The sequence below is a fragment of the Arsukibacterium sp. UBA3155 genome (assembly GCA_002364615.1).
Taxonomy (GTDB): Bacteria; Pseudomonadota; Gammaproteobacteria; order Enterobacterales; family Alteromonadaceae; genus Alishewanella.
Map to the genome: position 1 here is coordinate 1 of DEYP01000024.1, position 13,109 is coordinate 13,109.

The window sequence follows — 13,109 nt, forward strand, 5'->3', positions numbered from 1 at the left end:
TCAAGTTAATTGTCGCTTTATAGTAAAGCGTTAATGTCCCGCTTCACGCTTCACGCTCCAAGCTGCTAGGCATGTTAATTGCGGCTTAGTGCCAAAAGCGGCCAGAATGAGTCTAGTGTTTTAGGGGAAGTCCAGACCTACCAGGCATGGCTATTACATCCGAGTGGCTATATGTCTTACAAAACCACTCATCATTATCCCTAAAATAAGAACAAGCTATATTATTGGCGAGTGTATCTCTCTCCATACATACAGGAGTCCAAGAACCTTTGTTTACAATCTGCAGGCCCAACGCTTTACAATTGTCTGTTTCAGCTAAAAATACGGATCTCTCTTTTTGTAATGAATAGCTCTCGTAAAGCTCCTTCGAAAGCAATGCTGTTACGAAGAAGAATACAACGGGTGGAATAGCTTTAATCGCAATAGGAGAGGTTTTTGCGACAAAAAATCCGATACCTCCAGCAATTACAGAAATACCAGTTAGTGATAATAAGCTTAAGTTCCATATTAAGATTTCATCTAGTATAAAGACTGAGCCTGCAAACAAAACAACTGCGGCAACCCTTATGATTAAACTATCCGAATCCTTTAAATCTTCTTTTGATAGCCAATCAATAAACATGTTGCCTCCGTTCCTCTTTATTGCTTTGATAGTATTACATCTTCTAGACGAAGACAATTAGCTGAAACTATTCAATGGACAAGTCATTATTGGGCAGGAATAAGTTAGCTTAACGTCCGCTTTGAAGATTAGATATTACAAATATGGCGACCGTCTCAAATTCGCTCATAGACGCCAGTTTACCTGAGCCTGCCTGACAGCTGAGTGCCAAAAGCAGAAGTTGAAACCATAGCCACTTTTTGACACGGTTATTGATGATCATTTTTATATTTCAGCTTTCTGTTTCCACTCTTTAAAAAGCTTTATTAAGCCCTGATTAGAGCTTGATTCAAGTTGTTTCATGTCGGCTGTAGCATCGATTTCATAGTGTTCTTTAAGAACGCCATTCTCAATTTTTACAAAATGTGCAAAATCTGCTTTAAACGAAGAATACCCGTTCTCTTCAACCATATTGCCTTCTTCAAAGATAAATATACCGTTTACCCAATTAGCAAAAAGTGCTTCTTCATTGTCATTTTTCGGAATCACCTCACTCAACAGAAGTTTACTTTTCTCAGCTTTATATATATTTGAACCTGTTAATAATTGAATCTCATCAATAAATAGACGGTTGTCTTTGTCAATATACCATTTACAGTTTGGTGCCCCAGTCTTTGATTTATTATTCCAGTTAAAAGGCCAATTCAAGTGATCATTATTATATAGCTGAAGGAGTGGACTCATGCCTGAAGTAGTCTTCAACTTTAACGCTTTGCCATTCCAATTTATTTCGTCTGGTTCACTCAAGCGAAAATAGTAATCAGTGTAACGCTGGTAAAGATCTGTTATTGCAACCTTCTTTGATTGAGCATCTTCGTTTGCTCTGTTCTGTTCATAATTATCGTAATCTTCTCTGGTTAAACGTACTAATTCTAGGATTCGACCATGCTGAATATTAAGATAGTAATCAGCCACAAATATATCGTTTGTTTCGGTATATTTCAGTTCAGTCGCTTTCAACACACCGCTGAACCAATCCGCAGAAAGAGAACCGTTGGAAGATTGCTTTTTGCCTAATTTACTTCCTATTTCTGATGGCTGAATCTCTTTGTCATTAGATTCAACTTTGTTGAGGTACAGGTATTCGTTTTCAATTAACCACGTGGCTATATGCCCTCTATATAAAGCTGTACCTGTCGCCTTAAAAGGTGACGTTTGTCCTGATTGTTTGTAATAAGTCTCTAGAGGCGATGGGTAAGCCCAACTTGTTGTAAGCCTTAGTTCTTTTCCCTCAAATAACAAAACGTCAGGAGCCTGTTGTGTGGCAATGGTCTGAGTTGTGGTGGCTAGCAATATTAAAAAGAAAAAGGTGCGCATTTAGACTTTCCCTGTAAGCGACTTGAGTTGGTCGTGTGACCTGATGGAATTAACTATTTTGCAGGGTAGCACATGTTACAAATTAATTAACCTGAGTGTCCGTTATTCGCTCATAGCAGACATTAACCTCTGCAATGCCTGACAGAATCTAAACGTAATTAATCACAGTGCCTGGAGTAAAGTGCTTGCGCGTGCAGCATGGGTTGTTAATGTTATGCCTGTAATTAGCCGAAACTTGAATGCAGCGTTCTTTCGGTTATGGCTCCGGATACCAGAAGATTTAATATGACGGATATCTATATGCAGGCGGCTATCGCCCAGGCCAGAAAAAGTTTGGCTGAGGGCGGTATTCCGATTGGCTCGGTGCTGGTTATCGATGGCAATATCGTCGGTGCCGGCCATAATCAGCGGGTGCAGAAGGGCAGTTGTGTATTGCATGCTGAAATGGATTGCCTGGAAAAAGCCGACCGGTTAACCGCCGCGGATTACCGCCGCGCTACGCTGTACTCTACCTTGTCGCCTTGCGATATGTGCAGCGGCACCGTATTGCTGTATGGCATTCCAAAGGTTGTTATTGGGGAGAACCAGACTTTTCAGGGGCCGGAAGCCTATGTGCAAAGCCGGGGCGTTACCCTGGAGAACCTGCATAATGCCGAGTGCATTCAGCTGATGCAGGATTTTATTGCTGCTAAACCCCAGCTGTGGTTTGAAGATATTGGCGAGTAAATACCTGCAGTAGTGGTTATCAATACGGAATAATCCCGTTGCGTCACACCGGCTGTCTGCGTTAGATCAAATTTTCAGTTTGATAAAACCTCTACACTACGGCCTGGATCAGCCGTCAGCACAGAGGTAGTTATGCAGTCAGTACAATGGGACCCGAATTTAATCAGCAAATATAATATTAACGGCCCGCGTTATACTTCTTACCCTACCGCTCTGGCGCTGCATACCCATTTTGATCAAACACAGATCCAAACAGCCATCAGCCAAAGCCCGGAAGCGCTTAGTCTGTATCTGCATATCCCGTTTTGCCATAAGCTGTGTTATTACTGCGGCTGCAATAAAGTGGTCACCCGCCATCAGCATAAGGCCGATATTTATCTGGATGGACTAGCCGCAGAAATGGCGCTGTATGCGCCGCTGCTCTGCGATAAAAGTATTAACCAGCTGCATTTGGGCGGCGGCACCCCGACCTTTTTAACCGAAGTACAGCTAAGCCGCTTAATGGCGTTGTTGCAGCAACATTTTACTATTAACAATGATGCTGAAATAAGCATTGAAATAGACCCGCGTAGTTGCAGCGATAACAAGCTGCGCCATTTGCGTAAGCTTGGCTTTAACCGGGTAAGTTTTGGCGTACAGGATTTAGATGAAAAAGTACAAATTGCCATTAACCGGGTGCAGGATACTGAGCTTATTCGTCATCAGGTTATGCTTAGTCGGGAGTTAGGTTTTAGCTCCATTAATCTCGATTTAATTTATGGCTTGCCTTTTCAGCAGCCTGCCAGCTTTAGTGCAACAATAGATGAAATTATCCGGCTTAATCCTGATCGTATTTCGTTGTTCAGTTACGCCCATTTACCAGAACGTTTTGCCGCCCAGCGTAAAATTACCGATAGCAGCCTGCCAGGTGCGCCATTAAAGCTGGAGCTGATGCAACTGGCCATAAACCGCTTTGTTGGCGCCGGCTATCAGTTTATTGGCATGGACCACTTTGCCAAACCCGAAGATGCGCTGGCGAAAGCTCAGCAGACCGGCAAACTGCAGCGAAATTTTCAGGGATATACTACCAGAGGGCAGGACGGGTTAATTGGCCTTGGTGTTTCCAGCATCAGCCAGGTAAGTGGAGTGCTTTGGCAGAATAGTAAAGACTTGCCTGTCTATTATGCAGCTGTCAATGCTGCAAACCTGCCACTGAAGCATGGTTTCAGTTTAAACCGGAATGATAAGATCCGCGCAGCGCTGATCAGCCAGTTAATCTGTCATTTTCAGTTAGATATAGAGACGTTTTGCCAGTTATGGAAAATAAATGACTTCTGGCGATACTTTAGCGAGGCTTTAGAACGGCTGCAGCCGTTTATTGAGGATGGTCTGGTCGAGCTTGCTGCCGGGCAAATAAAAGTAAGCCCTGTCGGCAGGCTATGGGTACGCAGTATCTGTACTTGCTTTGATGCTTATCTAAACCAAGGGCAGCAGCGGTTTTCTAAGGTGGTATAACGTAAAACCAGAGACTGACATTGCTGGCAGGCTTGTTGAATCATTGAATCATTGCAACGTTGCTAAGCAGGCTTACATTAAATTTAATTTCTTCAAGCTCTTCAGTATTTTGATTTATGCTACTGAGAAAGTCTAGCCAGCGGGGATCGTCATGCATTGCACTAAAGCCTGGATCAAGTGGACTAAAATGATTTGCCTTTTTAAGCTCTACAGCCTTATTTAACCACTCAAATGCTTTGTCATGCATGCCTTTTTCCAAATAAACCCGGGCGATGGCGATAGGAGACGTATCGCCCCAGCGATCAATTAATTCCTGAAAAGCCTGTTGATGTAGGCTCTGTTCTTTTAAAACGTGATATGCCATCGCTTTCCCTGCCAGCGCAACAGATTCACGACGTTCTTTTTCAAATGCCGCTAATGCCAGTTCAGGTTCGCCCCGGTAATATTGCGCCAAACCGATAAAAAAATGAGTGCCAGTATGGTCCGGACTCAAGCGTAGCAAAACGTTATAAGATGCAATCGCTTCTTCCCAGCGCCTTAAATAAAACAGCATCATACTGGTATTGTGGCGAATAGACGTGCTTAGCGGATCGATAGTGATGGCATGCTGATTAACCAATACAGCCTCTGACGTGCGGCCCAGCTTATGTAACAGTAACGCTGCCATGCCAAGAGAGCTGACATTAGAAGGTGCTCTTTTTAGTGCTCTTTCAATCTGGGTGGCCGCCGCTTGAAAATCCTTTTCATAAATCATTGAAAACCATGCCTGGCTAGTGAGCGCCGGAGAATAGTCCGGATTAATTTGTAACGCCCGTTTGTTTGCCAGCCGTTCTAAGGTGCTTCCTTCATCAGGAGGGATAATACCCATGACTACCTGCTTACCGTAATTGATACTTAACCAATCCCAAGCCTCTACAAAGTTTTCTTCTATATCAATCGCTTGCTTGAATATCTTAGTGGCCTCTTCTAACTTTTCAGGATCGCCGGATCGGGTAAGATGACGAGCTTTTAAAAACAATTCATAGGCTTGAGAATTTACTTTATTGGCTGTGGGGCTGTTCCCGAGAATTTTTAATTTCAGTTGCCGCACCACTGCGTTGGCAATCTCATCCTGGATAGCAAACACATTATCTAATTTTCTGTCGTAGGTTTCAGACCACAAATGGGTATCAGTAGCCGCTTCAATTAGCTGCGCGGTAATCCGTATCTGATTGCCTGACTTTCTAACTGAGCCTTCCAATACATGAGCAACATTAAGCTTCTCTGCAAGTTCGACAATGTTTATATCCTTGTCTTTAAAAGCAAATGCTGATGAACGAGAGATGACTCTCAATTCAGAAATTTGGGCCAGAAGGTTAAGCAATTCTTCAGAGATACCATCGGAAAAATAGTCCTGTTCCGGATCTGAGCTCATGTTGACAAAAGGCAGAACCGCAATCGAATTATCACCATACGATTCAATAAAGGCTTCGCTGCGGCCCGTCTCTCTTGCTTCATCGATTTGATTAGCAACAACGTCAGTCAGAGCTGCCTCTCTGGCGGGCATCAGCACAAACTTATCGACACCAAAGTACGTTACCGCCAGCGCTAAAACGATAATGATAACCCGATCCAGAGTTTTTGCCGTTTTTCCCGTAACCTTGTATTGGGGAGTCACGCCACTGTCTTTCTTCAATCCTTCTGGTGTGAGTTCGAATACCCAGGCAAGAATAACGACTGGAACAAGACCGATAACAGCAATGATTGTTGCATGACGAACCAACGAAGCACTAAATCCAAAGGCGGGGAAGATGGTATCGACGACTTGGATCAGCAGCCATGCCATCAAACTGTAAGCTGTGGCAACGCGTAATACATTTCGTCTTCTTAATTCATTGAAAAAATTCATGGCACAGTACCTCTATGCGCTGAATGCGGCAACAGGTAAAGCTGATTAGTCAGGAACAATATGAAAATCGTCTTGATGAAGAGAAAAATAGTAGTTCAGGATTAAGCACTTCGCAACTTTCGCGCTTTGTATGCAAAGCTAAACAGCGGCTATCCGGCATTGCCAAACTGGCTGTAGTTCTTCATAGTTAGCTCTTGGCGAAACGGAAAAGGCGGGCTCAGATGTTAAAGGTTAAAATACCATTACGGTTTATAGCAGGCATGGCGCTGGCACTGATATCAGTCTCAGCCACCGCAACAAACAGCGAAACCAACAACGATAAAACATCACAAAACACGGCACTCTATACTGTGTTTGATCAAGTGCATGTATTGCCGATGACATCTGCACCGGAGCCAGAACAACGGGTGCTGCGCGAGCAACGGGTACTGGTGCAGGGCGATCGCATCGTCGCTGTAGGCAATGTTGCGGATATTGCCATACCTGACGGTGCTAAGGTCATTGTCGGCAACGGTCGTTATATTATGCCTGGGCTGGCCGAAATGCACGGTCATGTGCCGCCGCTGGCCGATTTTAGCGGAGTACCTAAGCGCTATCTGGATGATGTGTTAACGCTATATCTGGCAGGGGGGGTTACCACAGTGCGTGGCATGCTGGGCCACGACCGGCAATTGCAGCTAAAAGACGATATTGCCAGCGGTAAACGACAGGGCCCAACCTTGTATCTGGCCGGCCCCAGTTTTAACCAGCATACTGTAACTTCACCAGAGCAAGCCCGCGAACGCGTGCGACAGCACAAAGCTGAGGGCTGGGACTTATTGAAAATTCACCCCGGTTTAAGCCTTGAACACTATCAAGCCATAGCCGACGAAGCCAATAAACAAGCTATCGACTTTGCCGGCCACGTACCCGAAGCCGTGGGCATAGAGCAGGCTATTGTACTGGGTAGCCGTACTAATGATCATCTCGATGGTTATATGGCCGCGCTCGGCGGTTTTGATAAGACCTTAACAGTCAAAGATCTGGCGCCGCTGGTGGCACTGACCAAACAGCATAATGTGGCAGTAGTCCCCACCGAAGCGCTGTGGCAAACCATTATTGGAGCCGCAGACAGCACACAGCTACACGCTTATGACGAACTGAAATATATGCCAGCGCAGGTAATCGCCGGCTGGCAGCGCTATTTGCAGCAAGCCAGTGGCAGTTATTACACGGGGAAGACCGCTGAGTTACATGCCGAAAACCGCCGCTTGTTGCTTGCGGAGCTATACCGGGCAGGCGTTACTATATTACTGGGTACTGATGCGCCGCAATTATTTAGTGTGCCGGGGTTTTCCATACGCCGCGAAATACCAAAAATGACCGCGGCAGGCATGAGCAACTACGATATTTTGCTAAGTGGTACAGCGTTAGTGGGCGAGTATTTTGCTGATCAGGACTCGTTCGGTCAGGTAAAAGCCGGCCAGCGCGCTGACTTACTCTTACTTGAGGGGAATCCATTAGAAAACTTGTCAGCACTATACAAACCTGCCGGGGTAATGGTGCAGGGGCAGTGGCTAAGCCGCTCAGAGCTTGATAGCAAACTGGCAGATATCGCCAGTGCCAGGCTGGCAGAGCGCAGCGCGCCTTAACTCATCACGCTGTTATGTTGGGGCTTTTAGGGCTTTGCAACTATAGTTGCTAGGGCAGTGGTGTTTATAAGCGACGCAGTTTTGCTTATTTGGCGCAAAATGCAACTGCACCTACTTTAGCCTCTGCCATTTATGGCGCAGAACACTCTATGAGCCGGAGCCTGACCATGACTAACCCTATCATCGCCGACAATAAACCCATAAAAGTAAGTTTAACCAAAGGCTCAGAATATTACTTTTGCGTGTGTGGCCAATCGAAGGATCAGCCTTTCTGCGATGGCTCGCACGCCGGCACCGATTTCAAACCTAAAGCCTTTACTGCTGACGAAACCGGCGATGCCTTTCTTTGTCGCTGCAAACACACGGCCAACGCGCCATATTGTGATGGCACGCATAAACAGTTCGATGCAGAGCAGGTCGGTAAGGAAGGCCCAGGCTCTTCATCTTCAACATCATCTTCATCCGGCGCACCTGAACCAAAAGCTACTGCAGAAGAGCCAACGGTCGAGTTTATTCATCAACTTGCCCGCGACGGTTTGTCTAAGTTTGGCCATCATGGGCCAATGACATCAATGGGCGTGCCACGGCATAAGTTACCGCATTGGGACGACTTACAACTGATGGTAGCGCAAATGGCAACCAAGCCGCTAATGGAAGATATTCCGGTTGCCACTGAACTGGTTATTGGACCCGAAGCTAAAAAGCCGCTGCTGCTTAAGATGCCGTTGTTTGTGTCAGATATGAGTTTTGGTGCGTTGTCAGAAGAAGCTAAAATTGCCCTGGCGCGCGGTGCTGAATTGGCCGGTACCGGCATTTGCTCGGGCGAGGGTGGCATGTTGCCAGAAGAGCAGGCCGCGAACTCACGCTATTTTTATGAGCTTGCCAGCGCGCAGTTTGGCTATCAGGAAGAGCTGCTAACCCGGGTGCAAAGTTTCCATTTTAAAGGCGGCCAGGGCGCTAAAACCGGCACAGGAGGACACTTACCCGGCATTAAAAATAAAGGCAAAATTTCAACAGTGCGCGGCATACCAGAAGGTACTGATGCGATATCACCGCCAACCTTCAAGGATCTGTCCAGTGTTAGTGATTTCGCCCGGTTTGCCGCCCGGGTGCGGGAAATTACCGGGGGCATACCAGTTGGCTTTAAACTGAGTGCTAATCATATCGAACGCGACATTCAATTCGCGCTGGATGCTGGCGCTGACTATATCATTCTGGACGGACGCGGTGGCGGCACCGGCGCAGCACCGGAAATGTTTCGCGATCACATCAGTGTGCCAACCATACCCGCGTTGGCCCGTGCCCGCCGTTATCTGGATGCGCAAAACGCCAGCGGCAGGGTAACGCTTATTATTACCGGCGGGCTGCGGGTGCCTATAGATTTTGTTAAAGCCATGGCACTGGGCGCAGATGGTATAGCGCTGTCAAACAGCGCCATCCAGGCAATTGGTTGTGTCGGTGCCAGAATGTGCAACACCAACAATTGCCCGTCGGGTATTGCTACGCAAAAGCCTGAATTACGTAAGCGGCTGGACATCGATGTCTCTGCTAAGCGGCTGAATAATTTCTTTCGCGCCTCAGTAGAACTGATGCAGGTGATGGCCCGCGCTTGTGGCCATGACGCGCTAAGCAAGTTTAACCAGGCTGATTTAGCCACCTGGAACCGGGAAATGGCCTATTTATCCGGTATACGGTTTTCTGGTTTCGAAGGGATTAACACGGGTGGCAGCTAATTGGCTGGCTGCTTTTCTTCCGGCGTTAATGTTGTTGTACAATTGATTATCGACAATACACGGAAACATTCTGATGACTGATCGTACACGAGAAAAGCCAGTGCAACCAAAACCTACGCAACAAAAACCAGTACAGCAAAAAATCGGTAATGTTACACTTGTGGTGGCAGACTACGACAATGCCATTGCGTTCTATACTACCAAACTGCAATTTAGCGTGGTGGCCGATGTCGATTTAGGCGGCGGCAAGCGCTGGGTTGAAATTGCCCCGCCCAATAGCAATGGCAGCCACTTGCTGCTAGCCAAAGCCACTAACACGCAGCAGCAAGCCGCTGTAGGCAACCAAAGCGGCGGCAGGGTATTTTTGTTTTTGCATACCAACGACTTCTGGCGCGACTATCACGCCATGCAAGCCAAAGGCGTTGAGTTTAACGAGACGCCCAGAGAGGAAAGCTACGGCACCGTGGCAGTTTTTCAGGATTTATACGGCAATAAATGGGATTTGCTACAAATGCACCCCAACTAGATCAGTGACAGGCAAGGGCTATGCAGAATCATCTTTGTATTTAAGACAGTGGCTGAACGCATTTCACTCTAGGCAGGTCGGTAGCTACTGCTATTTTAGGTTTATCAAACCAAACATTTCCCGATTATTTAAATGAATGGCCATTGTCTTCTAAGCCAAGTTTATTCTGATTGTTACCCCGTAATTTGTGTTGGCAAAGACATTAGCTGTACCTATAACTTATTGTAAGTTTTGAATAAGCGGTGTAATGTTCCGAACATCATTTTTAAAATTACATCAATCAGATTACTCTAATAATAACAATAAAAGGATTGATAACTTACATGGCAATTATCGGTATTGATCTTGGGACCACGAACAGCACATGCTGTGCGTGGAAAGACAATGAATTATTGAATATTCCCAATGCGTTAAATTCACTTCTTACGCCATCAGTTGTTGGCCTGGATGATGATAAAAACATCTTAGTTGGTCAAATTGCTAAGGAACGCTTACTTACTCACCCGGATAAAACTGTCGCAGTATTCAAGCGCCTGATGGGCAGTGAACACAAAGTAAAAATCGCCTCGCATTCTTTCTCTGCCCCTGAGCTTTCATCACTTGTTATCAGAAGTTTGATCAAAGATGCTGAAGCGCACTTAGGCGAGAAAGTAACGGAAGCGGTTATCAGCGTACCGGCATATTTTAATGAAAACCAGCGCGCAGCCACTAAACTTGCTGGTGAGCTTGCGGGTATAAAAGTACGCAGACTCATTAACGAACCTACCGCCGCCGCAATAGCTTACGGACTTAACAAACGTCAGGAAGGTACTTTTCTGATTCTGGACATGGGAGGTGGTACTTTCGATGTCTCAATAATGGAATATTTTTCCGGAATAATGGAGGTCCACGCCAGTTCAGGTGATAACTTTTTGGGTGGGGAAGACTTTGTACAGGCAATGATTGATCATGTTTTAAGTGCGAAAAACGTTAGCATAGAATCTCTATCGACGACTGACAGTCATCTTCTTTATCTGCAAATGGAGTCATTAAAAAAACGTATTGATGAAGTGGATGAAGAGATCCTGAGCTTTCAGTTAAATGGAGAGACAGTCGAATTCAAAGTTGATCAGCAGTGGTTTCAAAGAGTTATTACTCCGCTGTTACTGCGCGTAAGAAATCCAATACAGCTCGCCCTACAAGATGCAGGTATGCATGCTCAGCAGATTGATGAGGTGATTCTGGTAGGCGGGGCAACAAGGCTTAAACATTTTCGGGTCACCGTGGCTAAGCTTTTAGGAAGAATTTTGTCATGCGACATTGACCCTGACATTGTGGTTGGAATGGGTGCCGGAATACAAGCTGGATTACTGGTTCATAATCAGGCGCTGGAAGATGTGGTTCTAACTGACGTCTGTCCTTATACACTGGGCACTGAAGTGGTTGATGAAAACGGAAACCCCGGATTATTTATGCCGATAATCGAGCGTAACTCAGTTGTTCCGATTAGTATTGAGAGAACAGTGCATACGGTACGTGATAATCAAGATGCATTAATGATTAAAATTTTTCAGGGGGAAAACAGACGAGTTGAGAAGAACGTTTTTCTTGGTTTTGTAAACGTACCTTTGCCCAAATCGAAAGCAGGCACCCAGTCAGCAAGAATAAGATACAGCTATGATATGAACGGATTGTTGGTGGTAGATGTATCGGTTGATTCTACTGGAAAGACATTCAATAAAGTTATAGAAAATGCGCCGGGGATGCTCAGCGAATCAGAAAAGCAAAAGTCCCTCAGCAATTTGGATAAATTGAAGTTTCATCCCAGAGATAATCAAAAGAACGCTCAGCTCATTGCCAAAGCCGATAGATTATTTAAGTCGAATCTTGGCCAGGTTCGTGAGCAACTTGCTTCGGCAATTGCGAATTTCGAACGCATCCTTGAAGCACAAAACAAAATATCAATTGAAAAAGCTCAACAAGAGTTTTCAAATTATTTGGATGTGCTGGAAAAAGAAGGAAGATTTTGATGTCAGTTTGGGATGTACTGAAGATCCAGCAAACCAATGAAATAGGCAAGATTAAAACTGCATACGCAAAGGAGCTAAAAAATTGTCAACCCGATAAAGACCCTGAGGGATTTCAGGTACTCCATCAAGCCTACAAAGCGGCACTCCATTTGGTGCAAAAAGCAGCTAGTGAAGTAAATAAAAATGACCGATCACAGCAAGTTGACAGTAGTCCTACTGGCGAAGAACCAGCGCCGCAAACACCTAATAATGAGATTGAACGGTCACCTGAGGAGCAGGCCTATATCGAGCTATTAAACGCCGAGTACAACCGTCATGTTGAAAGAGTAACGGTCATTTTGGATGGCAACAATACCCGCAACGATCCAAACGAGTGGCGCTTTTTGTTTCATTCTGATTTTATTCTGGATTCTCAGTTCAATGCCCACCTCGGCATGTTTGTGCTTGATAAAATTTTGAAGATCAACAACGAGTTTGAAAGCCTCAATCGTCACAATAAACGTTACAGTCAGCCAAACTCGACAGTAAAAGGCAGTACAGTAAAATATCTGGACGGCATTTTTCATTGGCGGGGTCAGATCCAGTCGTTGCGCTACTTTTTTGGTGACGACAACACCATAAAAATATTAAATATGTTAGAGGGGCATGATCACAGTACGGACACACAAAGCGCAATTAATTCAGTCAAGGGTGGAAAAGTGCGCGAGAATAAAGCGCGTAAAGTAAATCACGCCGATCAGTATTCCGAAGCAATAGACGCTTTGCAGCACCTGAAAAAGTTAACCTACTGGACACATGGCATCGGAATTTTACTGCTTTCTGTGGTGATGCCGGCTTTAATTGAAGACGATAATATTGGTCCTGCTATGATTATTGGCTCAATAATTACCTTGTTAATTATTCAAATCATTGGCGTTACTCTGAAAAACAAGTACATGCTTTACACCATGTGGCCAACATCTTTTTTTCTGCTTCTGTGTTTTCCCTGGGGCACATTTGCCGGGTGGAGAATGAGCCAATGCCTGTACAAAGGAATAAAGTATTTTCGATACTCCTAGTTGACACCTGAACTGGTAGGGTTAAGCCTGACACTGGCCAAAACGTTAATGCCGTGTCCTTTTCGA

Annotated in this window: 10 protein-coding genes; 7 read left to right on the plus strand and 3 right to left on the minus strand. The window is 45.3% G+C overall.

Going from position 1 to position 13,109, the window contains the following annotated elements; all coding sequences use genetic code 11:
- Positions 1-112 precede the first annotated feature (112 nt).
- Together B2X65_RS11575 and B2X65_RS11580 are read right to left on the minus strand one after the other, a co-directional pair.
- Positions 113-622, minus strand: coding sequence for a hypothetical protein (locus B2X65_RS11575; protein WP_290612692.1), 510 nt, complete (start codon positions 620-622; stop codon positions 113-115).
- 264 nt (positions 623-886) lie between these two features.
- A complete protein-coding gene (locus B2X65_RS11580; RefSeq protein ID WP_290612693.1) occupies positions 887-1,978 on the minus strand; it encodes a hypothetical protein in 1,092 nt (363 codons plus the stop codon).
- A 285-nt stretch (positions 1,979-2,263) separates the two neighbouring features.
- Here B2X65_RS11580 and B2X65_RS11585 point away from each other — a divergent pair, with 285 nt between their 5' ends.
- Together B2X65_RS11585 and hemN are read left to right on the plus strand one after the other, a co-directional pair.
- Entirely contained in the window at positions 2,264-2,704 is a 441-nt protein-coding gene (locus B2X65_RS11585) for a nucleoside deaminase (protein ID WP_290612694.1), read from the plus strand.
- A 132-nt stretch (positions 2,705-2,836) separates the two neighbouring features.
- Positions 2,837-4,198 (plus strand): oxygen-independent coproporphyrinogen III oxidase, encoded by a 1,362-nt coding sequence (gene hemN, locus B2X65_RS11590; protein ID WP_290612695.1) that lies wholly within the window; start codon positions 2,837-2,839, stop codon positions 4,196-4,198.
- A gap of 40 nt (positions 4,199-4,238) precedes the next feature.
- Here the strand turns inward: hemN and B2X65_RS11595 are convergent, their stop codons facing one another.
- Positions 4,239-6,086 carry a tetratricopeptide repeat protein gene (locus B2X65_RS11595; RefSeq protein ID WP_290612696.1) on the minus strand — a complete coding sequence of 616 codons (1,848 nt, stop codon included), beginning with the start codon at positions 6,084-6,086 and terminating at the stop codon, positions 4,239-4,241.
- A gap of 221 nt (positions 6,087-6,307) precedes the next feature.
- Here B2X65_RS11595 and B2X65_RS11600 point away from each other — a divergent pair, with 221 nt between their 5' ends.
- The 5 genes from B2X65_RS11600 (at position 6,308) to B2X65_RS11620 (ending at position 13,043) form a co-directional block, all read left to right on the plus strand.
- Positions 6,308-7,717 (plus strand): amidohydrolase family protein, encoded by a 1,410-nt coding sequence (locus B2X65_RS11600; protein ID WP_290612697.1) that lies wholly within the window; start codon positions 6,308-6,310, stop codon positions 7,715-7,717.
- Positions 7,718-7,884: 167 nt separating this feature from the next.
- A complete protein-coding gene (locus B2X65_RS11605; protein ID WP_290612698.1) occupies positions 7,885-9,450 on the plus strand; it encodes a glutamate synthase-related protein in 1,566 nt (521 codons plus the stop codon).
- 73 nt (positions 9,451-9,523) lie between these two features.
- Positions 9,524-9,976 (plus strand): VOC family protein, encoded by a 453-nt coding sequence (locus B2X65_RS11610; RefSeq protein ID WP_290612699.1) that lies wholly within the window; start codon positions 9,524-9,526, stop codon positions 9,974-9,976.
- Positions 9,977-10,299: 323 nt separating this feature from the next.
- Positions 10,300-11,985, plus strand: a complete 1,686-nt coding sequence (locus B2X65_RS11615) for a molecular chaperone HscC (RefSeq protein WP_290612700.1) — start codon at positions 10,300-10,302, stop codon at positions 11,983-11,985.
- Complete coding sequence (locus tag B2X65_RS11620) at positions 11,985-13,043, plus strand: hypothetical protein (RefSeq protein ID WP_290612701.1); 1,059 nt, start codon at positions 11,985-11,987, stop codon at positions 13,041-13,043. The genes B2X65_RS11615 and B2X65_RS11620 overlap by 1 nt, the downstream gene beginning before the upstream one ends.
- Positions 13,044-13,109 lie beyond the last annotated feature (66 nt).

What these genes read in the sequence shown, in the direction of transcription:
- B2X65_RS11605 (WP_290612698.1), top strand. Translation starts at nt 7,885, where the DNA reads ATGACTAACCCTATCATCGCCGACAATAAACCCATAAAAGTAAGTTTA.
- B2X65_RS11620 (WP_290612701.1), top strand. Translation starts at nt 11,985, where the DNA reads ATGTCAGTTTGGGATGTACTGAAGATCCAGCAAACCAATGAAATAGGC.
- B2X65_RS11595 (WP_290612696.1), bottom strand. Translation starts at nt 6,086, where the DNA reads ATGAATTTTTTCAATGAATTAAGAAGACGAAATGTATTACGCGTTGCC.
- B2X65_RS11580 (WP_290612693.1), bottom strand. Translation starts at nt 1,978, where the DNA reads ATGCGCACCTTTTTCTTTTTAATATTGCTAGCCACCACAACTCAGACC.
- B2X65_RS11585 (WP_290612694.1), top strand. Translation starts at nt 2,264, where the DNA reads ATGACGGATATCTATATGCAGGCGGCTATCGCCCAGGCCAGAAAAAGT.
- hemN (WP_290612695.1), top strand. Translation starts at nt 2,837, where the DNA reads ATGCAGTCAGTACAATGGGACCCGAATTTAATCAGCAAATATAATATT.
- B2X65_RS11610 (WP_290612699.1), top strand. Translation starts at nt 9,524, where the DNA reads ATGACTGATCGTACACGAGAAAAGCCAGTGCAACCAAAACCTACGCAA.
- B2X65_RS11575 (WP_290612692.1), bottom strand. Translation starts at nt 622, where the DNA reads ATGTTTATTGATTGGCTATCAAAAGAAGATTTAAAGGATTCGGATAGT.
- B2X65_RS11600 (WP_290612697.1), top strand. Translation starts at nt 6,308, where the DNA reads ATGTTAAAGGTTAAAATACCATTACGGTTTATAGCAGGCATGGCGCTG.
- B2X65_RS11615 (WP_290612700.1), top strand. Translation starts at nt 10,300, where the DNA reads ATGGCAATTATCGGTATTGATCTTGGGACCACGAACAGCACATGCTGT.